Here is a 25,920-nt window from a genome sequence, read left to right as displayed (position 1 = left end):
TCATTCCGGTCTTCCGCTGAAGGCAAGCATGGTTCCAAGGCGCCGGTCCTGATCCAGCAGCGTGCGGCGGGCGCGGGCGTGACCGGCTTCCGCGCGGCGCTGCGCCCGCCGGAACAGTCGTCCGGCCGCGACGGGGCCCACCGGCCAGGGTAGACGCGCAAGCCGAGCCAGGGCGCCGCGTCCGGCCGAGGTCTGCGTCAGGATCGCGTCTTCGAGCGACAGCATGACCTCGCTCGAGCCGGGCTCGCCGCGACGCGCGGCGCGGCCTTCCAGCTGGCGGTCGATCCGCTTCGAATCGTGCCGTTCGGTCAGGATGACATGCAGGCCTCCACGGGCCGCGACATCCGGGTCCAGCCCGATATCGACGCCGCGGCCCGCCATGTTGGTCGCGACCGTCACGTGCCCCGCCAAGCCGGCATCCGCGATGATCTGCGCCTCTTGCTTGTGAAGCTTGGCGTTCAGCAGCTCGTGGGGCACATCCAGCGCCGACAGAGCCGCCGACGCCTGTTCGGAGGCGGCGACAGAGCGGGTGCCGATCAGCACCGGCCGTCCGGTTTCGCGCAACGCGTTTGCACGGGCGGCAACGGCGCTCCAGCGGCGCTCGGCCGTGGGGAAAACGCGCACGCCCAGCCGACGCCGTTGCGCGGGCGTATTGGTCGGAATTGCCACGACGTTCAGGCGATAGACCGACGACAGCTCGGCGGAGACCTCGCGCGCCGTGCCGGTCATGCCGGCCAGCCGTCCGTAGCGGCGGAAGAACCGCTGGTAGGTGATCCGGGCCAGCACCTCTTTGCGGGGGGTGACCTCGACGCCTTCCTTCACTTCGACCAGTTGATGCATTCCGTCGTTCCAGGACCGCTCTTCCATGATGCGGCCCGAATATTCGTCGACGATCACCACCTTGCCGTCGTCGATGACGTAGTGATCGCCTTCGTGGAACATCAGCCGCGCGGTCAGCGCCTGCTGCACCGCCTGTTCCCGGCGGATGCGGTTGGTCCAGATCCCGCCGGTGCGCGTGCCCTGCTCTTCCAGCGACAGCTTGCCCTTCTTGGTCAGCTCGACGCGTCGGTCGCGCGGATGCACGACGTAGTCGCGCGGCTCGTGAAGGGTGTCGGCCAGGCGATGCGCGGTTTCGGCCCAGACACGCTCGGCCGTGGCATCGGTTTCGCGCGACAGGATCAGAGGCGTGCGCGCCTCGTCGATCAGGACGCTATCGGCCTCGTCCACGATGGCGAAGGGCAAGCCGCGCATCACGGGCGCGTCGTTCTTCGCGCCGGGGTCGAAATACCGGCGCAGCTTCAGCGACAGGTTGCGCGGCGCGCCGTCGAGCTTCACCCGGTCGCGCAGGTAGTCGAAGGCGATTTCCTTGTTCGACGCATAGACGATATCGCAGCCATAGACCGCCCGCCGCGCTTCGGGCTGCAGGCCGTGGATCAGAACGCCAACACTCAGGCCAAGCCGATCGTAGAGCGGGCGCATGGTCTCGGCGTCGCGCTCGGCCAGGTAGTCGTTGACGGTGACGATGTGGACCGGAATGCCCGCGAGCCCCGCCGCCCCCGCCGTCAGCGTCGAGGTCAGCGTCTTGCCTTCGCCGGTGGCCATTTCCGCCACGGCACCGCGCGCCATGGCCAGCGCGCCCAGAAGTTGCACCTTGTGGTGATACAAGCCCAGCGTCCGGCGCGAGATCTCGCGGATCAGGGCGAAACTTTCGGCGAGCGTCGCGTCGGACAGTCCATCGCAGCGGGCCCGCCTGCGCGCGTCTTCGAGCCGAGCGTCGAGCGCCGCGTCGCTCAGCGCGGCGACGGGACCCGCGCGCTTGAGCGTTTGCGACAGAAGGCGTCGGAGGCGCAGCTTGAAAAAGGGTCCCGAGATGCGCCCGACGAGGTAGCGCGCGACCCCTTCGGCCGGATCGAGCCAGTGGTGGCGGGCCTCCTCGCGCTCGGGATAAAGCACCAGCGGCGGCGAGGACGAAAGACCGCCCCGGGGGGCGGCCTGGTTGGCAGGGTCGGCCGATGGGCCGAAATCAAGCATCCGACGGGGATGGGGACTTGGCCGTCTCTTCCGCGTCGTCCGCACGGGCGTCGGCCGCGGTTTCGGACGAAAGCACCGACCCGGATCCGCCCGCATCCTCGATCGAGAACCGCTCGGCGATCGAGCCGAAATGGCGCAGCGAGGCGAGATGCAGGAACAGGCATTCCAGCTCGTCGGTGCGCATCATCTTGCCCAGGTCTTCGTTGGACACGGCCTTCAGCTTCTCGCGATCCACGGACTGGAACCCCGACAGCGACTGGCTTTCGCCGGTCGGCAGGCTGAACTGGGCTTCCATCGGGCGCAGAAGATCCAGCTCGATCAGGCGCTTGCAGAAAAGCTGCGTGCGGTTGAAGCGCTGCTGGTAGTCCTGCAGGAACGCCAGCACGTTCTTGAGATACTGAGTCTGCGTTCCGTCGCTGTCGAACAGCCGCTCGCCGCGATCCTGATCGTTGCAGCCTTCGAAGCTTTCGTCGATATGCAGGATCAGCTGCTTGCCGGATTGTTCCTGCGCGAAGACGAAGGGATAGCGGCGCACGAAGGCGGGCACGTATTTGCCGCCCCAGGTGCCGTCTTCCTTCACGAACAGGTTCTTGGTCGCCGTAGCACCCAGGATGGCGCAGGGCATGACGGTTTCGCCGTTGCCCGAAAACACGATCGGATATTCGACAGCGGCCTGTCCGAACTCGATGGCCGTCAGCGGGACCGAGTTCACCTTCTCGGCGAACTTGTAATTGGCCCCGGTCTTGACGGACATCTTGCGGTGGCGGTCCGAGCTGACGGGAACAGCGCTTTCGTAAAACAACAACTGGGTCATGCGGCGTGTCCTTTTAAAATGGCTTTTGCGCTCGAAACGGACGAGCCCGTTCACGATAGCGAGAGACCGCCGATCGACAAGTTTTTATTGGCGTTTTTTCGCCTGTCGCGGGCAATCAGATATCAAATTGATTCAGGAAGATCTGCCGCACACTGCGATAGAGCTGCAGGGCTGCGGGCTCTTCCCCGTGGTCGAAACGGACATAGACCCGCTCACCCAAACTACGAAATGGCGTGTCCGGTGCCAGCCTCACGTCCAGATGTAGCAGATTGGCAAGTGCCTGGCGTTCCCCACCCGGGCCCGACACGCTGGGATCCAGCGCGATCCGGCCGCCGCCTTCGGTGGACAGGGCCATCGACGGAAGCTCTGCCGACATGCCGGGAACCTCGCGCACGATTCGGGCAGGAAGCACCCGATTCGGGTCGGACGCGAATCGCAGCTCGAGCGTCCGGGTCTCGCTGCGGACCAGATCGCTGTGGCGTTCGGGCACGATCACCCGGATCAGCGGGTCGCGAAAATCCGTCACATAGCCGATGACGTCGCCCTTGCGCACGAACCGTCCCACGATGTCTTCGCCCTGCGGCACGATCAGCTGGCCGGGATCGGCGGCGCGCACGACGAGGTCGTCGAGCCGCGCCAGCGTCAGCGCGCGATCGGCCTGCGCGGCGCGCAGCTCTTCCTGCAGCACCCGCGCGGCCGAGCGGTCGACGAAGTCCTGCGCGGCCAGGCGTCGACGCAGCTCTTCGATGAAGCCGTCGAGCAGTTTCACCCGCGCCGAGATCAGCGGGTCGTCCAACAGAACCACCGCCGTGCCGGACTCGATCTGGGCGCCCGGCACCACGCTGAGCTCGGTCACGATCCCGTCGGCTTCGCTGTGCAGGATGCGATCGCCCGGCACCCAGACGACCCCTTCGGCGATGGTGGCATGCGGCAGGGGCACCGCGAAGAGAAGTGCGGCGATGGACGCGATCGTGCCGCCCGTCACCGCGAAGGCGCGGCCCCGGTGATGGCGCAGCGCGGGCGAGGTCAGCAGGAACCACGCCTGTTTCATCAGCGGCCAGCCGAACATCAGCACGAGCGCCCAGATCGCAAGGACAATGCCCAGGAAGAAGAACTGGTTGCTGACGAACAGCACGATCGCGAAGGTGATGAACAGCCGGTAGATGAAGGACGCGACGGCGTAGAAGACGAACCAGGCAGGCTCGCCCGGGGCGGTGGCCGGGCTGTCCAGCTCGCGCATCCCGAAGGCGTAGCGTTTGACCAGATAGGTGAAATGGGTCTTCGAGCGCTGCGCGAGATTGGGGATCTCGATCAGATCCGACAGGACGTAATAGCCATCGAATTTCAACAGCGGATTGCCGTTGAAGAGCAGCGTCGACACGCCGCCGATCAGCATGACGTTGAAGGCGAAAGCGCGCACCAGCCCGTCTTCGGCATTCAGCCAGACCATCATCGCAACCGCGGCCAGGAAGGCTTCGACCAGGATCCCGGCCCCGCCCACCAGCGCCCGCTGCCATTTCGACTGGAACCGCATGGAATCCGACGCGTCCACATAGGGCACCGGCATGAAGACCAGGAACATCACGCCGATCTCATGGACCTCGCCGCCCCATCGCTTGACCACATAGGCATGGCCCATCTCGTGCACGGCCTTCACGCAGATATAGCTGAGCAGCAGCAGACCCAGGTTTTCGGCCGTCAGCACTCGGTCGACCACGTTCTGGGTCAGCTCGCTCCAGTGGGACAGGGCCAGGAACCCGCCATACCCCACCACGGCCAGCCAGATCAGGCCCCCGATCCACGAGATCAGCGGACGCGCCAGGGGCATCGTCGCCGACACGAAATCGTCGGGGTCGAACACCGGCAGCCGGACGGCGAGCGGGTTCATGAAGCTCATCAGGAATTTGCGGTTGCGCTGGCTTTCCCCGCGCTCGGCCAGCTCTCCGATATCGGGGGGAATGTCGCCCAGCAGCACGTCGGCCGCGTGAAGCTGGCCCAGAAGGCGGATGACCTCGTCTTGGGTCAGCGTCTCGTCGTCGTATTGCTCGCAGAAGGTGTCCCAGATGTCCTGGACCGTGCGCGTCCCGTCCAGCATCGAGATCAACCGGTGGCTCGACGGCGAGAAGCGATGGAACCGGCCCGAGGTGCGATCCTGCAACACGTACCAGAGCTGGCCGCGATAGCGCGTGCGGTAAAGCTTGGCGTGGCGGCGCAGCCGGGGTTTCAGCCCGGCGACCCGGTACCAATTCTGCGACAAGTAGGCCTTTGACATGGGATCAGGGACTCCAGCGCCATACGAACAGCTTCGCCCAGTCGATCACCGGCCGCATCCAGATGGCGATCAGAAGCCGCTCGTCCACCCTGGTGCGGGCCACGCCTTCCATTGATGGACGCAGTCGCGGATCGGTTTCGTCCAACGCAGCATCGACGCGGAAGAAATTGCGGCCCTCGCGCTGGTCCGACACGGGCGTGATCCGCTCGACCGTGTAGCCCAGCGGCACATCCGGCAGCGACGACACCCGCAACTGACCGGTTTGGCCCGGCGCCACTTCGGCCAGGTCGCGCTCGTCCACCTCGAGCACCACGCGCCAGCCTTCGAGCGGCGCGATCCGGAACAGCTCCTGCCCGCGCTCGATCGTTGCACCGATCTTCTGGCTCAGATCGCCCGACACGACCATGCCGTCGAAGGGCGCGCGGATCTCGGTGCGCGCGATCTGCTCGTCCACAAGGGCGATCTGGCTGTCGATCTGGCGCATCTGGCTTTCGATGATATTGGCTTCGGCGCGTTCGCGCGCGGCCAGGGCCTGCGCGTATTCCGCCTGCCGCTGGCCGCGCGATGTCGAAAGCCTGAGCCGTTCGAGCACCAGGTCGCGGTCGTCGAGCCGCGCCAGCACCTGGTCTTCGGTCACGATCGCGCCCGCCTGGATCTCTTCGTCGGCCAGGTAACCGTTGAAGGGCGCGACCACCGTGCGCTGCACCTTGCCCTGAAGTTCGGCCGGGGCGGCGATGGTGAAGGTCGCGGTCGCGGTGGCGAAATACCAGACCAGCCCCGCGACGATCAGCGTCGCCAGCTTGCGGCCGAAATGGCGCGGGCCAAGCAGGCTTTTCAGCTGGTTGCCGATCACCTCGAAGACCTTGACGATCAGGATGCGGTCGTTACGGCGCTTTTCCTCGAGCACCGGACCCACCATGGTCGCCACCGCGTCGACAAGCTCGACCTGGTCCGGCGAAAAGCCGTGGGGGCCGGATTTTTCCAGGGTGAGGGCGCCGACAAGGCGGCCTTCGTGCTGGATCGGCACGCTCAGGACGCTGTCGGCCTTGTGGGTGCGCACCAGTTCCTCGTGGGCCAGGGTCACCCGGTAATCCCAGCCCGGCGCGGTCGGCCAGAGCACGACTTCTTCCTGGTCGATAGCCTCGTTCATGGCGGCGCGGATGTCGCGCAGCAGGCTCATCCGCTTGCCGAAACCGGCGGCGTGACTCAGCGCCACGACCCGCGCGCCGCCCCTTCGAACCACGCCCACGCTGACCGGATCGCAGTCGAGCGCGCGGGCCAGGTCGGTGACAAGCGCCGACGCGGCGGCGTTGAAGCGCTTCTGCTCGAGCACCGTGGCCAGCATTTCCAGCGCGGTCGCGGTCCGGGTCTGCAGAGCCTCGAAGGCCTGCCCCTGGTCGCGGCGCAGCAGCACCTCGATCCAGCCGCCACCCCAGCGCAGGTGGCGGATCGCCTCGCCCGGCGGGGTGGCGTCGGGCGCGATGGCGACGCTGACCGCCACGGCCCCGTAAAGCGTGCCGTCGATCAGCAGCGGCAGCGCGACCTGGTGCTGGCCTTCGCTGCGGGTGAGCATCGGTTGGCGCGTGCCCAGCGCGCGCTCGGTCGCGGCCATGAGCTCGGGACCGATCGCGCCGTCCTCGGGCCAGCGCGCCTTGGGCGTGAAGGGGCCGGTATCGGGATCGCCCAGCACCGTGACGGCGGCGATGGCGCCCGACAGGTTGCGGCACAGAAGGGCCAGCCAGGCATCCACGAATTCCTCGACCGACCCGGCCTCGGAAAAGCGCGTCCAGAGCGCCTGGTCGAAGATCGCGTAGCTGACCTGTCCGCCGGCATCGTCGCGCCTGGCGACGGGATCGGTCGAAGTATCCGTGCTCATCTGTCGAACGATCCTTCCGGTCCCCTGGTGCGCACTACCTGCGGAACATGCCGCTCAGCATGGTCAGCAAGCCGCTGCGGTCCTTCCAGGACACCGTGTCCTGGGCGGCGGCCCGGGCCGTGTCGTCCGCGACCTTCTTCGCCCGCGACGCGGTCTCGGCGACCTGCGCATCGGCATCGTCACCGGGCGCCGCGGCGTCGTCAAGACGATCCTGCCCGTCGCTCATGCCGCGCAGACCGCTCCAATCCCAGGCCACCAGGCTTTCGCCCTGTTCCGGTGCCGCGATCTCGGGCGCCGTTCCGTCCCGCTCGGGTCCGGTGCCAGCGCCGCCCGCGAGCAGGATCGCGTCCTGCTCGGCCGCCGGGACGGTCACGTCGCCGTCCTGCAGCGCGGCCCCCAGGTCGAGACCCATCCGCCGCGCCGTGGTCATGTGGCGCAGACCTTCGTCGGTGACGAAGCGGCCCAGCGTGTCGTCGTAGATCAGCGCGGGAGCGGCGTCGCCGCTTGCGGCCGGTGCCAGGGGTGCGTCGTGGTCGTCATGCCCGTCGAAGATCGACAAACGCGTGCCGGGGGCCAGCGTGTCGGCCATCAGCGCGCCGTCTTCGGCGTGGGCCAGGTGGGTCGAGCCCAGCATGTGATCCAGCTCGTGGGTCAGCACGCTCAGCAGATCGACGCGGCCCGCGGCCCCTGCCCCGGGCAGCGCCCGCAGCAGGCCGTTGGCATCGGCGGCGTATTCCTCGTTGCTGAGCGGCGTCAGGTCGACGAACCAGCCATGGCCCGCGGCATCGGCATCCAAAGTGATGACGCCCGCATCGGCCTGGCCCAGAAGCGTGCCCGCCAGATCCTCGATCCGGATCTCGACGGCGCGCAGCCTGGCTTCCTGGTCCGCCGACAGGCCCATTTCGCGAACCATGATGGCGATGGCGGCGTCCTTCATCGCCGCGACCTGATCCGGGGTTAGCGTCGCCACGTCCAGCGTGTCGGCTGGGATGTGGGTCACGCGCAGACCGTCCTCGATCTCGAAGACGCTGTCGTTGGTGCGCACCGTCACGTCCTGGAAGGCGCTGCTGTCGAAGCTGAGAAGCCCGAACGCGCCGTCCACCAGCACCGAGTTGAAGCCGTGGCTGCCCACGGTCGCTCCGTTCACGCTGATTTGCAGCGACGCGCCCGAGGTCTTCAGCCGCAACGTCTGGACCTTGGCGTCGTTCAGCGACACAGCGAAGCTGCGGTCGATGACCAGGCCGCGGTCGCCGTCCACGTGGCCCACCAGCACGGTGTCGGCCGCCGGGTCGAGCAGCACGAACTTGTAGCGGGTGTTGTCGTAGTAGTCGAAGACGATGCCGCCCGCCTGGCCCTTGGCCAGCGTGGTCTCAAGCTCGATGATCGAGCTGGCCTGCAGGTCTTCGCCCAGGTCCACGAGGCTGATGGCCACGTCCGACCCGGTGGCGACGCCGGAATAGTCTCCGGACTGGATCTGCCAGTCGCCGCGCTCGGGCGTGAAAGTGACCGCGCGGTTGGTGCCGGTGAAGTCGTCTTCCAGCTCGAGCGTCCAGTCGGGCGGCAGCACCTGCACGGTGAAGTTGTCCACGGTCGAGACACCGCCATCGACGGCGAAGCCCACGAAGCCCTTGTTCAGCGGGATCGGCAGACCGTCTTCGTCCAGCTCGGGCGTGTAGTCGTAGCTGAACCAGTTCACGCCGTTGACCTGCAACGTCACGTTGTTGCCGTTCACCGCCACCAGCACGTCGTAGAACGTGTTGGGCTTGATCCGCACCGGTTTGTTGGACTGGATCAGCTCGTGGTAGCCGGTGGCGTCGCGATAGCCCATCTCGATCTTGTTGTTCGAGATGTTGATGCCCGCGTATTTGAAATCGATGTCCGACTTGTAGTCGAAGATGATGAACGCGTTGGCCTTGGCGCCGCCCGTGGGCTTCGCGGTCGAGATCTGCGCGCGGATCTCGTAGTAGATCGGCAGGTATTCATCCAGGTTGTAGACCGCCGAGGCCTGGCTGTCGTTGCTGTCGGCCGAAAGCGTCAAAGCCCCGCCCTGCACCGTCATCTTGCCGGTATCGCGGATGAAGATGTCGCCGGAATTGTTGTTGAAGTCCGATGTCCGCAGCACGTCGCGGCGTCCGCCGGGCACGTTGCCCGCCTGCACGTCGCTGGGCCCGCCGGTCTGGTCCTGCCAGTAGCCCTGGTCCTTTTGCGTGACCAGCCCGATCTCGCCGCGGATGCCGCCCTGCAGCAGCGCCACGTTTGAATACTTGTCCTTGTGGTTGGGCTGGTTGCCGTCGGCGGTGCGGGTGATGTCGGCGCCGTCGCCGAAGGCCTGCGCGTAGAGGAAGTCGAACAGGTGCGGCGGCACCTGGCGGCTGACCGTGGCGATGCCGAAGGGCGCGAAGGGCACGATATACGAGTTGAACTCGCCCACCCAGTCGATCAGGCGGTCGCCCTTGGTGTTGCCGATCAGGATATCCAGGCCCGCCCCGCCGAAGGCGCGGTCCTCGTAAAGCCAGTGCGTGTCGGGCGACTGGTCGGTGGTATCCAGCGGCAGCTGGCCGGGATTGTTGGCGGGACGGTCGGGGTCGAGCGTGCCGAGCCGGTCGTCCATCTGCATCAGGTCGTTGCCGAAGCCGCCATAGACCCGGTCGCGGCCCGTGCCGCCGACCAGCCAGTCGTTGCCCAGATCGCCGAAGATCACGTCGTCGCCGTCGCTCTGGCGGAACTCGGCCGGAACGTCGGGATCGGGGGTGCGCCCGTCGGGCTTGAAGGCCACGTAGCCCAGGCGGCTGATGCCTTCGTCGTCCACGTTGTTGAGGAAGTATTCAAGCAGGTTGCCTTGCTGGAAATCCCCGTTCGGGTCGTAGGCGTCGCCCTTCCAGACCGTGCCGTCGGCATCCTGGAACAGGATGACGCGGCGCGGATCGTATTCGTCGTAAAGGAAGAATTCGCCCAAGCGCTGCTGGATCGGCTTGGGATCGTTCCACGGATCGGTGTCGTCGCCGAACTTCAGGATGTCCGAGGGATTGTAGGGGCTGTCGAAGTCGGACTTCCACAGGCCCACCAGGTTGCCGTCGGCATCGAAGCGCGGCGCGTAGCTGGTCCCGCGCGCCTCGGCGCCCGAGATCGCGTCGTCGCCGTCGCCGCCATGCAGGAAGTCGACGCCGAGACCGCCGAAGATCACGTCATCGGCCAGCCGCGGATCCTGGCCCAGCGGATCGTCGACGACCCAGGTGCTGAGCAGCGCGAAGGGCGTCAGGTCCACCGACTTCTTCAGCGCGCCTTCCACGTTGATCAGTTCGACCTGGACGTTGCCCGGCGTGCGGATCAGCTCGTTCAGGACGTCGCCCTGGCTGGTGCGGGTGTCGGGATCGCGCGCCAGAAGCGGGTCGATGCCGTAGATCCCTTCGGCCAGCTCCAGCGAACTGGTGTTGCGGCTGGTGAAGATGCGGCCGTCGTCGCCGAGCACACCGTCGATGCCGGTGCCGCCCGAGATCCAGTCGTGGCCCCAGCCGCCGATGATGTCGTCGTCATCCGCGTCGCCGAAGACGATGTCGAAGCCGCCGCCTGCATAGATGAAGTCGTCGCCGGTTTCGCCGTGGATCTCGTCGTGGCCACCGATGTCGTGCGACCAGAAGCCGTCCGTGGGATCGCAGGTTTCGGACCACATCAGGTAGCCTTCGCCTTCCTGGAACCTGTCGGGCGCATAGTCGGGTCCGCCCGGCGTGTAGTCGAGCAGGCGAATGCCGCGCACGACGATCTTCTCGCCGCCATAGGTGTCGTAGTTGAAGGTGACGTAGAGCGGGCCCGCCGCCGGATCGCCGCCCGGGTTCACGTCGACGCCGTTCACGCCGACGATCCGCACGATGTCGCCGTTGTCGCCCAGGATCGCGTCGCTGTCGCGGCCGTGCTTGTCGGCATAGGCCGTGGCCACCGTGGTGACGATGTCGCCGCCATAGCCGATCAGCGTGCCGTTCTGGTCATAGACCGCGTCCACCGTTTCCGAGCCGTCGAAACCGTTGTTGCGGTCGATCTGCGTGCCCGCGCCGCCGAACAGCCAGTCGTCGCTGTCGGGCCGCAGATCGGGCGTGACCAGGCCGTAGAAGTCGGACGAGCCTCCGACGATGTCGTCCTGGCCCAGACCGCCGAAGATGACATCGCGTCCGCCGCCGCCCTCGATATAGTCCTGGCCGTCGGTCATCGACTCGAAGCTGGCGACGACGGTCAGCGGGCCCACGGCGTCGTCGATGCCGATGCCGTCCACGTCGGGCACGCGCGCCGCACCCACATGGGCGATTCCGGCCACGGCGTCGTCGATCGAGCCGTCGCCCTGGATCACGTCGTTGCCGAGCTGGCCGAAGATCTGGTCGTTGCCGGCACCACCGGCGATGTAGTCGTTGCCGAACGTGCCTTCGCCGATCTCGCCGTCGTTGACGGCGAAGCTGTGGAAGTCGGCGTAGTCGATGTCGAACGCGGCCCACCATTCGGCGCCCGTGGGATCGCGGTAGACCTGCGCGATGCCATTGGTCAGCAGGCGACCCGAATTCGTCTCGCCCAGCTGGCCCGTGCCGGTTGCGTCATAGGGGAATTCGGGCGTCGTCTCGGGGGTCAGCCCGTTGCCCATCAGGCTCGGGTCGTTGCGGTCGGTGCGCGAATACATCAGCACGCCTGCCAGCGCCTGGAAGCGCAGGCTGGTGAAATCCAGCCGGTCGGTCGGCATGTCGGTCCGGTCGCCCGCGGCATCCAGGAACCGCTGCGACAACGACACGTGGTCGCCGAAGATCAGGTCGTCGCCCTCGCGCCCGTCGATCATGTCGTTTCCGGCACCACCGATCAGCAAATCGGCGATTGCCGAGCCGAACAGCACGTCGTCGGCCCCGTTCTGGAACTCCTTGGTGTTGATCTCGAGCACCAGGCCAAGATCGGTGGTCTGGATGCGCTGCAGCAGCACCGGCGGCAGGTTGGGATCGTCGACCCACATGACCAGTTCGCCGTGGTCGCCGAAGATGATGTTCGGCGTCGTCTCGTCATCGACCCCGGCAATGCTGTCGTCGCCGTAAAGCACGTCCTGGCCCGCCGCCATGTCGTCGCGCATGGGGCTGCCGACCTTGACCGGCTTGAAGGTCTGGTCGGACGCGCCGGTCGACGGATCGACGGTGGGCGCGGGGCTGTTGTCGACGGTGGCGATCTGCAGGGCGCGGGTCAGGATGTCCACGTTCACGCCGCTGTCGCCGTAGATGTGATCGGTGCCGTTCTGGCCCAGGATCGTGTCGTCGCCAGAGCCTCCCGCCAGGTGGTCGCCCGCCTGGCTGCCGATGATCGAGTCGTTGCCCGCGCCGCCATAGGCGGTCAGGCCCACCGATTGCGGGTCGCGCAGGGTGAAGAGTGCGCTGGCGTCGATGATGTCATTGCCCGCGAAGTCGAACGGGTTGGCAAGCGGGAACACCCACTCGTCATCCTCGTTCTCTTCGTCGGCAAGATCCGGGAACGGGTTGAAGGGCTTGGGGCCGAACTCGAGGCCCAGCCGGTCGGCCGGACGCCCCCCGTACCACAGGCCGTCCTGACTGGTGTCGCCATAGACCACCAGCGGGCTTTCGGCCCCGGCCAGCACGCTGGTCTCGGGATCGGCGCCTTCGGCCAGTCCGATGACGAAATGGTCGCCGCCGATCTGCGCCCCGGCATCGCGGCTGAGATCGATGCGATAAACCGTGATTTCCGAGCCGGGAATGATGACGCAATCGTGGATCGCGGCGCCCTTCAGGGTGATGGTCGTCGCGGTCACGCTGTCGATGGTGAAGCCGCCCGGGATGCCTTTGATATAGATCACCTGGTCGGCGTCGAAGCCGTCCTCCAGCCAGCTGCCGCCGTCGGTGCGGGTCAGCGCGTCGGCCAGCAGCGTCACGGTCACCGACACTTCGATCCGCTCGGCGATGGACTTGTGCAGGTCGATCCGGCCGTCCCCGTCCACATCCACCGCCACGATCGGATCGCCGCTGAGGACCAGCACCGATCCGGTGCCCCAGGTCGCCGCGGATCCCACGGGCGTGTCGAACGCCGTGCCGCCGGTGGGCACGTCGCCCGCGTCGAGGATCGCGATGATTTCGCGGGTGGTGTCTTCGCCCTCGACATAGATCAGCTGGCCCGGCGCGAAGCCGTCGCCCGCCCAGTCCCGGCCATCGTCGCGCAGCAGGAAGTTCGCGCCGTCGATGGTCTCGGTCGTGTAGAGCCCGAAGGTCTGCACTGGCAGGTTGCCGCCGCCATGCACCACGGTCAGACCGCCATGGGGTCCCTGGACCCAGATGTTGGTGGTCGCCGGGCCCGCATCCAGCGGATCGCCCAGGATTTCCATCCGGGTGCCGTCGATGGACAGCACGCGGTACTGCACCGCGTCCGAGAAGCGGCCGTCCTGGCCGCCGATATTGATCAGATGGCCTTCCAGGAAGCCCTCGGCCGTCCAGTCGATGCCGGTCAGCACCGCGCCCTTGGCGGTGCTTTCGACGCCGTAGGAGTAGGTGTCGAGCACCAGCGCATCGACGGCCACGAGGCGCACTTCGCCCGCGAAGGCGGCGACGAGGTCGGCGATTTGCGCGGCGGCGAGCGTGCCCACCGCTTCCAGCACCAGCACCGAGTTGTCGTTGGGGTCGCGCAGGAACGCGCCGTCCTGCGACACGGGCTGGCCTTCGCCGTCCAGGTAGATGGCGTCCGCCACTGCGACCACGGTGAAGATCACGCCGGGCACCTGGTCGATGGTGACGGCCTGGTTGGGCAGGAAGCCCTCGGCCTTCCAGTCGACCACGTCCGAGCGGACGGTGTAATAGGCGTCGAAGGCACCTTCGGCGTCCGGATCTGCGCCCGGCTGGGCCAGATCGAACACGTTCTGCGCCGACACGAAGGGGGCGGGATCGAGCGTGCCGTTGATGTCCAGCCTGTCGTTGCCCTGGCCCAGAATGATGTTCAGCACTTCGATGGTCGATTGTCCGCCATCGGTATCGAAGCCGCCGCTGCCAAGGTTCACCTTGCCGAAGCTGATGCCGCCGGGAACGGTGATGGTGGTCGTTTCCTCGCCCGGGGGGACAGCACCTTCACCGAAGAGCGGACCCGAGACGTTTTCGAACTTCAGGTCCTTGGCCATGCCGAAGCCGCTGAGCGTGGTCTGGGTCAGAACGCCCGAGGTGTCGGCAAGGCTCGAGTCGTTGAAGATGTTGAGCACGTCGATCTGCTGGCTTTCGGGCGGCTGCGCGCCGATGGCGATCAGGAAATCGTCGCCCTCGCCTGGCAGCTTGACGCCCGCGGTCAGCGAGCGGTCGGCGCCCGCCGGGCCGCCTTCGACCGCAAGCGGGCCGCGCAGCTTCGACAGAAGATGGGTCGAGACCGGGAAGATCTTCACCCCGTCGCGGGTCGGCGGCACGATGTAATCGGCATCAGCGGTCAGCGTGACGTTCTTCAGGTCGAACCAGTCACCGTCGGAAAAGGTCATCTCGGCAGCGATGCGGACCACCTTGACGCTGTCGGCCGTCGCGTCGCCAAGCCAGGTATCGGACAGGTTGCCCTCGGCACCGCCGCCGATCGACACGCGGATCAGCTGGAGCTTGGCGTCCTTGCTGTCATTGTCGCCGCGGATCAGCTGGATCTTGGCTTCGACATCCGTCTCGACCCCGTTCAGGTCGATGATCCGGACCCACTGGCCTTCGAGGAAACCGTCAGCCAGCCAGCCTTCGGTCGCACCCGCGACGCCCAGGTCGAGGAACTGGCCCGGGAAGGACCTGGCGTCGGTCTCTTCGCCCCAGGACACGGTGCCCGCGAAGATCGTGTTCTCGGCGAGGTCCGAAATGACCGCGGGCGCGTCGGTTTCGCCTTCGATCCAGCCCGGAACATCGGCCGTGGTCGCGGTCAGCGTGATGGTCTGGCCATCTTCCGAAACCGACAGGATCTGGTAGTCGCCCCCGTTCGTATCGCGCAGGACCGAGACCGCGATGGCCCCGTCGGACGCGCCATCGGCGTCCCAGCCATCGGCGACCAGCGCGCCAAGGGTGATCGTGGTGCCGTCGCTGGCGAGTACGTCGAACGTGCCCGCGTTGCCCGCACTGGCGCTGCCCTCGGGGGCCGCAAGACGGATCGTGTCGCCCGCGACGATGGCCGCCAGGCCGCCCGCCGTATCGGCGGTCAGGGTCAGGTTGGTGCCGTCGTCGCCGAAGCTCAGCCCACCGTCGAAGATCCCGGCAAACAGCTCGGCATTGGCCAGCCGGATGCGCTGGCCGGGAACGACCGCGAAGTCCGACAGTTGCACGTCGCCCTCGGTTCCGCCCTGCGCCCAGTCGCTATCTGCCAGAAGCGCGGCCAGAACTACCTGGTCGGCGCTGGCCGACACCACGGTGTAGTCGTCGTTGTTGGCGTCGAACCCGTTGACCGAGCCCGCGCGGACGCGCAGCAACTCGCCCGCCGAGAAGCCGAGCCCGGCACCGGTCCCCGAGATCGTCAAGTTGGTGCCGTTGTCGCCGAAGGTCACGGTGCCATCGAAGCGGACCGAAGGTTCGACCGTCTGGCCGAAGAGACCTTCGTCCTGGAAGCTGCCGAAATCCGAGCCCGCACCGCGGGTCAGCGTCAGCTGGCCGCCGTCGATGCCGAAGATCAGGTTGCCGTTGAAGACCTGCGTGGCGACCAGGCCGCCGATCTCGACGTAATCGTCGGGCGTCACGGCGACCCCGTCGATATCGGTCACGTCGGCCAGACCGTCGGTCAGCACCGCCACCGTCACGTCGGCATCGGGCTGGCGGGTCAGGCGAATGTCGTAGCTGTCGTCCTGGCCCGTGGTGCCGGTGCCATCGTCGGGGATCAGCACCGTGTCGCCGCCGGTCTCGAGCACGACCGCGCCCGAGGTCTCATCGTCGAAGACTTCGACATCGATCAGCTGGAAGCCCGAGCGCAGGTTGGGGAAGATGTAATCGGCATCGTCGGTCGCTGCATTGCGCTCGAATTCGAGCACGGCGATTTCCAGATCCTCGCGCACGAAGTCGGTGCGCGCTTCCACACCGACGCGGATCTCGGTGTCCCAGTTCCCGGCGTCGAAGGTCATCTGGCCGATGGCCACCTTGCCGTCCGCGCGCACGCTGGTCGTCTCGAACAGCGTCAGGTTGGTATCACCCGCGATATTGGTGAAGGTCAGCGCGTTGTTGCTGTCGATATCGACCACCAGGTCGACCACGACGGATCCGACCGCTGGCGGCTTGGCCAGCGACAGGCGGATCTCGTCGGAGAGGCCCGTGCCGTTTTCACCCTCGACCACGACGGTGCGCCCGTCGTCGCGCCCGCTGGCGTCGACTTCGCGGACCTTGATACCCGGCGTGTCGTTGTCGCGCACCTCGGCTTCGACATTGCGGACATCGATGGCGTCATAGGCCACGTCGTTGGACACGACGCTGTGCTGGATCACGACGACGCGGTCGCCTTCGGCGCGATCATCGTCGGGCGCAAAGAGCCAGACGCCGACCTCGTTCTGGAAGTTGGCCGCGGTGAAGGCGAAAGTCACCGCGCGCTGCGAGACGTAGGTGGTGACGCCGTTCACGACGATCACCCGCTGGAAGTCGGCTTCGGTGATGGACGCGCCGCCCGGCGTCGCGCCACCGTTGGGATCCACTGCGCTCAGCCAGACCGTGTCGCCCAGCCCGTCATTGCCCGCCGCGTTGTCCAGGAAGCCCGGGTTCAGATCGTAGGGCAGGCCCGTCAGCGGATCGATCCCGCGCTCTTCCTGGAAGCTGCGCGCCGCCGAGACCGTGACATAGACCACGTCCGTCGGCATCTGCGCGAGTCGCAGGGTGTAGTAGTCGGCGTATTGGTCGGCTGCCAGAAGCTCTTCGCCCACGACGGTGCGGCCCGGCGACTGGTCGCCGGTGGCATCTTCGTTGATCACGACCAGCCCTTCGCCGCCACGCGCTACGTTGTAGTCGAACCCGTCGAAGAGCAGTCCGTCGTAGAGCACGTCGTCCGAGCGAACGAGGTGGTTCACCGTGCCCGACGCGCCTTCGAGCTCGCGGGTCACGATGTCCTCGGTCACGTCGCCGCCGACGTTGATCACGTCCGAGCCAAGCCCGCCGATCACGCGGTAGCTGACGCCGAAGGCGGTGGACTGGACGTAGAACTCGTCGTCGCCTTCCAGCCCGTCCACCTCGATCACCTCGATGGTGCTGTAGCGCACGTTCAGACCGGCGCCGAAGATGCCGTCGGCGCGGATGACGATATCGTCGGCGAACTCGGTGCCCAGGATCACCATCTTGTCGAAGCCTGCGCCGCCATCGACGGAAACCGGGGCGTTAATGTTGTAGCGCACCTCGTCCTGGCCGCCGCCCGCGCGGATGTCGGGGGCCTGCGCGACCGAGAATCCGAGTCCGATCTGCGGTGTCGCGACGCCGTCCTCGTCCAGCACGATGGTGTCGTCGTCGGTGCGTTCGGTCAGCATCAGGTCCAGGAAGTTGATGCCGAAATCGTCATTGATGTTGAAGGACGTGGCGCCGTTCTCGGCCATCTTCGCCTTCAGGTCCGCGCGCCAGTCGGCGTTGATGAAGATATCGAAGCCCGCGACATCGGCGTTCTGAAGCGCGTCGATGGCGGCGTCGATCCCCAGCCCGCCGTCGAGCCGCAGCTTTTCGAGCGCCGTCATCACCGCGACCCCGGCGTCCAGATCGGCCTTGTCCGGCACGTGATCGTTCAGCCCGGCCTGGTAGGTGTCGCCGTTCCAGTCGAAATCGGTCGTCGCGGCAAGTGCGAAGGCGCGGATGATGAACAGGTCGTTGTCGTCGTCGCCTTCCAGCCGCAGCTCGGACTGGTTGGAATAGACGCGGAACGTGTCGTTGCCCGATCCACCCTGCGCCACCAGCGGCGCCGACGACCCCGGCGACAGCCAGCCGCGCGTCGTCGCCACCAGTTCCGGGAAGACATCGTTGGGCAGCATGTTGGCGTCGATGCTGCGATTCTGGCCGAAGATCTGGCCGATCTGGAAGCTGTCGTCACCCGCACCGCCATCGAGCGTGGTGATCACGGTCACGTCGTCGGAATAGAAGCTGTCGTCGCCTTCGCGGCCCTCGACCAGCAGGCGGCCGTTGATGCCGCTGTCGTACTGGATGCGGCCGACCTCGGCGCTGTCCTCGTTGAACTGGACGATGTCCTGGTAGGTCGACACGGTGCCGTGCAGCAGGGCCACGAAGCCCGCGCGATGGACGTTTTCGCCGTCGATGTCCTGCATGGCGCGCAGCAGGAAGATGTCGTCCGTGCCATCGGGATTCCCGGTCGATCCGAACGGGGCCAGAATCTGCAATTCGTCCACGCCGTCATCCTCGGCGCCGGTATCCAGCGCGTTGACGATGAAGTTGCGCACCGAGTCGCCGCCATCGGCGTTCGAGCCGAGCACGTGGATCTCGTAGGTGTCGCTATCGGCTTGGCCGTCCAGCGTCAGGGTATGCCCTGCCGTGTCGCGCCCCTGCGCCTGCAGCACGTCGAGCTGCGACGGTGACGTGACGGTCGCGGTGTCCTGCAGGTAGTAGACGCGGAACAGGTCTTCGCCATCATCGCCAAGGCTCAGGTTCTTGCCCTGCACGCCGGTGCCGATGGCAGGCAGCGTCTGCGAGCCGTAGGCGCGCGTCTCGGAGCCGAGATAGATGAAGCCCGCATCACCTTGCTGGATGCCCGCGGCCGCGCCGCCGAGATCGCCGAACTGGATCAGGTCCACGCCATCGTTGCCGAAGATCAGCGTCCGGTGCTGCGGCGCGCCATAGCTCGCGACCGCCGAGCCCAGCTCGCTGTCGGTGGCGCTGTTCTGGCCGTCGTTGACATAGGTCGTGACGTCGGCCCCCGCGATCACGCGGCCGCGCAGTACGATGGTGGTGCCGAAATCGTCGGCGCCCGCGCTGTCGGGATCTGCGCCGCTGGCACCGTCATCGACGAAATTCGCATCGCCGTAGATCATGATGCCCCGGGCCGCGATGAGATCGGCATTGGCGTCGAAGGCGATGTTGTCGCCCACGCGCAGCGTGACCGATCCGCGCTCGGCGAAGATGGTGCCGTTGGGGATCGCCCGGCTCTGGTCGTTCTGCAGATCCGGCCCGCGCAGGTCGGATTCCGCGAAATTGGCGGTCCCGCTGTCGATCAGGTAAAGGTGTTCGTCCTTGGCCGCGGTTTCGCGCACGGTCAGCCGGATGGTGCCGTACAGTGCGTGCGCCAGCGCCAGGCGCAGCGCACCGTCGGTTTCGCCGAGGAAGATGTTGGCATACGCCTCGAGCGCCACATCGCTCAGCGACGGATCGTTCAGGGAGGCATCGCGCGCGGCGGCGTCGTAGAAATCGACCTCGGCGTTGCCGTTGTTGGAATCGATATCCAGGTCGTTGCCCAGCTCGCCGATGCTCGACCCCATGCCGTTGGCGTCAAGGTTGATGCTTTTGCCGATCACGTCGGCCGCGGTCGCCTCCTCGGGTGCGCCGGGGGCCAGATCCGCATCCGCTTCGGCGCGGTCCACGATCGAGCCCGACACCGTGCGCAGCGACACGTCGCCGCCCGTCTGCACGAGGCCCACGCGCATGTCGCCCGTCAGTTCGTCCAGGTAGATCCCGCCATTGGTCCCGGCCGAAACGTCATCGGCGTCCAGGTTGTTGCCCTTGGCCGGGTCAGTCCCCTTCACGTCGACATTCGTTTCGAGGAAGTCGTTCGACAGACCGATTCCGCCCGTCGCCGGGATCGCGACACCGTTCGGAATGGCCAGTCCGGCACCGGTGATCCCGCCGACCGTGAGGCCGTCATCGGCGCCAAGCAGATCGTTGAACGCGCCGGTCGCGACGCCGGAATAAAGGGTGATGTTGACGCCCGAGACGTCCACGGTATCGATGCCGTCGGCATCGAGGATCCGCGCGCCCGAGTAGAGCGTGACGTCGCCGTCGGTCGAGTGGATATGGCCCACAAGCATGTCGCCCGCCAGTTCCTGCGCGGTGATGAAACCGTTGGTGGTCAGGAAGATCTGCGCGCCGCCATCTTCTTCGTCGACGCCGTTGTTGCCGCTGGCGCGATCGACATCGGTGAAGGCGATCAGGTTGACGGTCGTGGTCCCCGCCGCCGCAGTCAGTTGGTTGCCATAGGGCGTGCCGCCGATGGTCGTGGTGCGGTAGCTGCGGTTGTCGGCACCGGTATACGTATCGGTGGTGGTCACGTGACCGATATCGATGTCGTCGCCCGCGCGGGTTTCCACGAAGATGTAGGTCGAGTCGACCGGGTCCGCGGCCGTGCCAAGGGTGCGGGCCAGGAAGCCGTAATAGGCCACGCCGCCGTCTTCGTCGCCGCTCCAGTAGCGGAAGAAGCTGCCGGTGCGGGCTTTCGTGGTGTTCAGGTTGGGCGGATCATAGGTCCGCACAGTGACGCCTTCCAGCGTGCCGGGCAGCGTGCCCGCCTTGCTGTCGTTGATGACGACATCCACATCGTCGCCCGCGTTGATCTTCTCGATCTCGACGGTCAGCAACGTGCCTTCGGCCGGATCGCGCGAGCGATCGTGGAACGTGATGTCGAGCACCGCGTCGCCACCGGCATCGGCCACCAGCGACACTTCCTTGGTCTCCAGCGGGTCGCCCACGAGCACCGCGTGCTCGATCCGCAGCAGCTCGACCGCCAAGCCCTTGCGGCCCGCGGTGGCATCCTGGTTGCCGATATCGCCTGACGCTTCGACCAGCAGCGTGTTGGTTCGGATCAGTCCTTCTTCGTAGATCGGCGTGGTGATCGGGTTGGCGTTGCCCGTCGGGAAGTCGGAATCCGCAACCACCAAGTCGGGCTCGTCCACGCGGATATTGCCGCGCTCGTTCTGGATCGTGGTCGATCCGAAGGTGTTTTCGATGCCGCCCAGCAGGATGATGTCGCTGGCCGCGATCGCGTCGCCCGTGGCGTCGACGGCTTCTTCGTTGCGGATCACGACGCCGGTCTGCGGGTAGAACAGGTTGAGACGGAATTCGAAGGTCCGGTCGGCAGCGGTGGTGGTGCCGCCGATGGTGTCGGCATCGAGCGTGACGTTGTTGGACGAATTGTCGCCGTCGTAATAGATCGTATCGACCTGCACTTCGACCACCGCGCCACCGTCGATGGCGTCGATATGGTTGATGACCAGGTCGAAATCGGAGCGGTTGATGATGGTGACGCTGTCCCAGGAGCGCTGGCTTTCGATCAGGCCCTCGTTGCCCCAGATCCGTCCGACCGAGTTGTAGGTGGCGTCGTCGCTGGCATAGAAGGTCGCCCGCCCGGCGCGATCGAAGATGATGTCGTCGAGCACCACCTGCTTGTCCGTGGGATCCTTGGCGACCAGAAGGCTGCCGAGCGTCTTGTCCTTGTTGACGCCCAGGAACTCGATGTTGGTCAGCTTGACGATGCGGCCTTCCTCGTTGATCTCGAGATAGGGCTCGGGCTCGCCGACCAGGATGACGTGGGCTTCCCAGAAGATGTCGCGGGTCAGCGTCGTCGGACTGCTGCCGCCGCGATTCTTCGGACCGATATAGACGCCGCCCGGATCGCGTCTGGCCGTGTTGGACGTATTGGTGTCCACGGCGCGCACGTCCAGGTCCGCGGTTTCGATGATCGATTCCCAGTAGCCTTCAATCTTGACGTCCTGGGTCAGCGAGTTGGTCGAATTCGCGGTCGTCGATCCGCCGATGGCATAGAGCCGGGCCTTCGACGTGGCGCGGTTGTTGGTGTTGGTATAGGCGGCTTCGATCAGGACGGACTCGTCGCCCTTGATGAAGACGCCGTCCTCGATCACCACCTCGTTCGCGCTGTCGATGGACGACGTGGAATTGGCCCTTGCCACGCCGCCGGCGCCCCCGGCAGTGGTGTTGGTCGAGGCGCTCGAGCGGTTGCGCGTCACCTCGGAATTGACGGTGATGAAGTCGGCGCGCAGATCGGCATCGTCCTGCAGCACGATCTCGGAGCCCAGGTAGTTCACGGTGTCGATGGTGGGCGCGTCCCTCACGGTCGACGTCGCCGTGACGTTGGTGTCCACGCCAAGGCCGCCACCGAAGGCCTGGGCCCTGGCGTTTGCGTTGTTGTCGATCTGGTTTTCGACCAGCAGCACCGTGCCCGCGGTCAGATCGCCGTCGATGATCTGCTTGACGCCGAAGTTCAGGGTCGAGGACGCGATGCCGTTGGTCCCGGCCCCCAGGCCGGCGCTGGACGACTCGGCCACGGACGACACGTAGGACGTGGTGTTGCCCTGGATCTTCAGCGTCTCGGTCGCGTCGATCATCGCGTTGGTGTTGATCTTGATCAGCGACGTGTTGGTGCCGGTGGCCGTCGCATTCGCGCCGTCCAGCGAAATGAATCCGCCGCCGCCGCCATCGGCAACGGCAACCGCGCCGATGCTGCTTTCGGTCTTCAGGGTTATGTTCTTGGCGCTCAGCGACGCCCCGCCCGCGACGGTGAGATTGGTCGCCGCGGTCTGCGTGGCAGAGGTCCGGGCGTTGCCGTTGTTCCAGGCCACACCAATGCTTTCGCCGCCGGCCGAACTGTTGACGATCCCGTCCGCCGAGGACGGCACCGCGAAGGCCGCAGCCCCACCGACGCCATCGAAGACGCCCGAGATGGGGTCGGCGTTGGGGTCCGATGTCAGATCGAAGAGCAGCGTCTGCCCGCTCGCCGGGCCGCCATCCTGCAGATCCTTGCCTTCCTGCACCAGCTTGTGGGTGCCCCCGGCGCTGTTGCCGTTCAGGTTCAGCGCCACGGCGGCGCCGCCCGCGCTGGTGGACAGCTGGTATCCAGACGCGTTCTTGTTGACGACGTAATAGGCCTGGCCCGCGATCAGGGTGCTCAAGGGGGCCTCGCCCACGCCCTCGATCGAGTGGCCGCTGAACGAATTCTCGTAGCTCACGCCGATGATGATCGGCCCCTGGTAGTCGAACTCGTCGGGATCGGGGTCGAGATCGCGGCCTATCGCGTTGTTGGCGCTGGCGGCCAGGCGGATGTAGTTGGCATCGGCATTGTAGGCGACGCCCAGCACGTTGCTGCCCTTGGACGAGCCGCCGTTGATGACGTAGTAGGTCGCCCCGTTCGTCAGGCCCGGCACCTCGACGCCATCCAGCGCGCGATAGATCACCGCGTCGCCGTTCTGGAAGCCGTGGTTTTCCAGGAAGATGCGCCCGAAAGTCGCGAAGTCCTGGGTGGCCGAGAATTCGTTCGCGTCAGTGTCCGGATTGTCCAGCGTGACGTTCGCATCGACGAAGGACGACAGGAACTGACGCGGCTCGGCCGGACGGTAGGTGACGACGTCACCGTTCTGGAACGGGGTGCTGGCGTCCAGGATCCGGTTGTTCGCGTCGTCGATGGTCCCGCGCGTGAAGGTGTCGGTCACCTCGGTGAACCCGTCGGCCTGCAGCTTGATCGTGTCGATGTCGATGACCTTGACCTGGTAGGTCTGGCCGTTGACCAGCCCGTTGACCACGTCGCTGTCGCCCGAGTTGTACACGATCCTGTCGCCGTCCACGAAGGCGTGTCCGGGGATGGTGATCGTGTCGCGCGCCGTGTTGATGGCGCCGCTGCCGAAGGTCGAGCCCAGCTGCACCGACGTGGCGTTGCGGGTGACGACCGTGTATTCCTTGTTCTGGACCAGTCCGCCCGCGCTGTCGCCGGTGAAGGTGACCGTGGCGCCGTCGGACAGCAGGTGCGGCTTGCCGAACTCGATGAAATCACCGCCTGCGTCGAAGCTTTGGATGGTGCCGTCCGAGACATCCGCGCCCTCGCCGCCGTGCTGGGCGGTCAGGTTGATCGCGTTGCCCGCGACGACGGACTGGGTGTTGCCCACGGTGAAGTTGACCGTGCCGGACGCGTTGGCCGACGTCCTGACGCTGCTGTCCGAGATGGCGCCGCCGCCGCTGGAGCGTCCCGCGCTGTCCGAGTCGGTCGTCAGCTTGGCGAGGCCAGTGATGTCGTTCTCGACCTTCATCGTGCTGCCGGTGCCGCCGAAGGTGGCGGTCAGCGTGTGGGACGTGTTCGCATCGGCCTGGCCGTTCGAGAAGTTGCCGAGCCCGCCGCCATTGGCCGACATGGTCGACAGCGTGGCCGAAATCACGATGGCGTCGAGATTCAGGCCCACCGCACCGTCCGTGGTGCCATCGCCCACGTCGCCTTCGAAGGACAGCGTGGACGCGCCCGTGGTCGTGACGAGCGAGTCGATATTGGCAACCCGCACCAGGCCGCCGCCCGCGTTGCTGGCCGCACCGAACGCTTCGTTGGTGTGGCGCAGCGACAGGTTCACCGTGCCCGCAGTCGAGGTCATCGACAGATCGCGCGCGACGCTCAGTGTGGCCGTCGAGCCCGAATTGACGTCGATGACCGACCTGCCGGACGCGATCAGGCCACCGGTCACGTTGTTGGCCGATCCGATCGCGCCGAAGCCGTCGCTGGTGCGTTTGAAGTTCGATCCATCGTGGTTCAGAAGGGCTGCCAGGTTGACGCTTTGGGCCGCGTTGATGAAGCCGCCTCGACCCGTGGTGAAATTCACCTGGGCGTCAAAATCCACGTCGGTGTCGGCCCTGCTCAGCGCAACGCCGCTGACCGAAACGGTGGTTGCCGTACCGACCGCCTTGCCGAGCAGCTTGGCCTGCATGTCGAAGCCCGCAGCGGATGTCACCTGGACATTGCCGCCGATACGTCCGGTCACGATCGCCTTGTTTTCGGCGCGGGTTATCGTGGTGCCGCTGTCGACGGCCAGGCTGACGCCGGTGGACTTGGCCGTCGCCGTCACGTTCGAGGTCAGCGCCGCGTCCAGGTCGATCCCACCCGAGGTGGTCTTGATGATCGTGGTGCCCTGGGTGCCGTCGGCTTGCTCGGCACCAAGGCGGATTTCGGCCTTGCCTTCGTCCAGCGCGCGCGCGTCCAGGCTGTCAACGGTCGCCAGGATCGCGCCGCCGAAGTTCAGTGCCGCCGCGGTGGCCGTGTTCGTGCCGATCGCCTGGATCGAGATACCTGTCGCCTGGGTGAAACCGCCCTCGCCGATATAGCCGCGCGTGTCGCTTCCGATCTCGGTGCTGACGGTGCTTTCGGCGAGCGCGACGCCCCCGGCGATGCCGGTGCTGTTGGATTGCGGTACGGCGGTCGACGTGCCGGTCGCCGTCATCGCCAGAAGTCCGGTCAGCGTGACTGTCGAGCCGTCGCCGATGAAGACTTCCGTATCGTGATCGGCGCGGGCCTTGATGTCGCTGATCAACACGGCGGCGATCCCTCCCGCCTTGGCCGAGGTGATATCGGCCTTAACCGACACATCCGAGGTCGCGGTCAGCGTGACCGCGCCCGCGTCGAACTCGGTGGCGTTGCCGATATAGGCGCGGGTCGTCGAGCGCGGCGTGCCGTCCAGCTCGTCCGGGCCCCCGACGATGGCGACCGTGCGGATGTTGCTGGCCGACACGCCCAGCGAGCCGCCGGTGGCGGTGACGGTCGCGTTGGCCATGGCCGCACCGGTCTGGGTCGTCGCCTCACCAACGAGGGCAAAGTTCCCCAGATCGACCTTGGAATTGTCGCCGACAAAGGTTTCGGTCACGCGGCTGGCGGTCGCCCGCGCTTCCAGATCGTCCACGTCCGCCAGCACGCCGAACCCGGTCGATGTGACGGTCGCGTTTGCGGCCGCGGCGGCTTCGGACGCCTTCAAGTTCACCGCGCCGGCATAAAGATCGGTGTAGTCGCCGATATAGGCGCGGGTCTTGCCCTGCATGTCGGCGATGGCGGTGGTCAGCGACACGTCGACCAGCCCCGAGAAGCTGAAGCCCCGGCTTTCGGCGCGCGCCTCGGATGTTCCGGTGGCGGTGATGTCCAGCGTTCCGCGCTGCGTCTCGTCGACGCTGCGCAGGTCGATCACGGCCAGCGGCGACGTGGCGATCCCGGCGCTGCGGCCAACATAGGCGTCCACCAGGTTCGAGGTCAGCGCGG

General features: G+C 66.5%; 5 protein-coding genes (1 of these 5 running past the window's edge). All 5 read right to left on the bottom strand.

All coding sequences use genetic code 11. The annotated features are described in order from the left end of the window. Entirely contained in the window at positions 1-2,031 is a 2,031-nt protein-coding gene (locus ILP92_RS04455) for a preprotein translocase subunit SecA (protein WP_198915158.1), read from the bottom strand. After that, positions 2,024-2,845 carry a SapC family protein gene (locus ILP92_RS04450; protein ID WP_198915157.1) on the bottom strand — a complete coding sequence of 274 codons (822 nt, stop codon included), beginning with the start codon at positions 2,843-2,845 and terminating at the stop codon, positions 2,024-2,026. The genes ILP92_RS04455 and ILP92_RS04450 overlap by 8 nt, the downstream gene beginning before the upstream one ends. Positions 2,846-2,960: 115 nt before the next feature. Then, positions 2,961-5,117 carry a PqqD family peptide modification chaperone gene (locus ILP92_RS04445; RefSeq protein WP_198915156.1) on the bottom strand — a complete coding sequence of 719 codons (2,157 nt, stop codon included), beginning with the start codon at positions 5,115-5,117 and terminating at the stop codon, positions 2,961-2,963. A 4-nt stretch (positions 5,118-5,121) separates the two neighbouring features. Continuing rightward, the gene (locus ILP92_RS04440; protein WP_198915155.1) at positions 5,122-6,993 is read right to left on the bottom strand and encodes a GAF domain-containing protein; all 1,872 of its coding nucleotides are present in this window, start codon (positions 6,991-6,993) and stop codon (positions 5,122-5,124) included. A 34-nt stretch (positions 6,994-7,027) separates the two neighbouring features. Next, positions 7,028-25,920, bottom strand: partial view of an LEPR-XLL domain-containing protein gene (locus tag ILP92_RS04435; RefSeq protein WP_198915154.1) — the final stretch only. The gene runs 20,569 nt beyond the window's last position; only the last 18,893 of its 39,462 coding nucleotides appear in the window; the start codon falls outside the window, past its right edge; it ends in the stop codon at positions 7,028-7,030.

The sequence above is a fragment of the Palleronia pontilimi genome, from assembly GCF_016412875.1.
Taxonomy (GTDB): domain Bacteria; phylum Pseudomonadota; class Alphaproteobacteria; order Rhodobacterales; family Rhodobacteraceae; genus Palleronia; species Palleronia pontilimi.
Note: the sequence above shows the minus strand (reverse complement) of the source record. Positions and strands in the feature narration are given on the sequence as shown.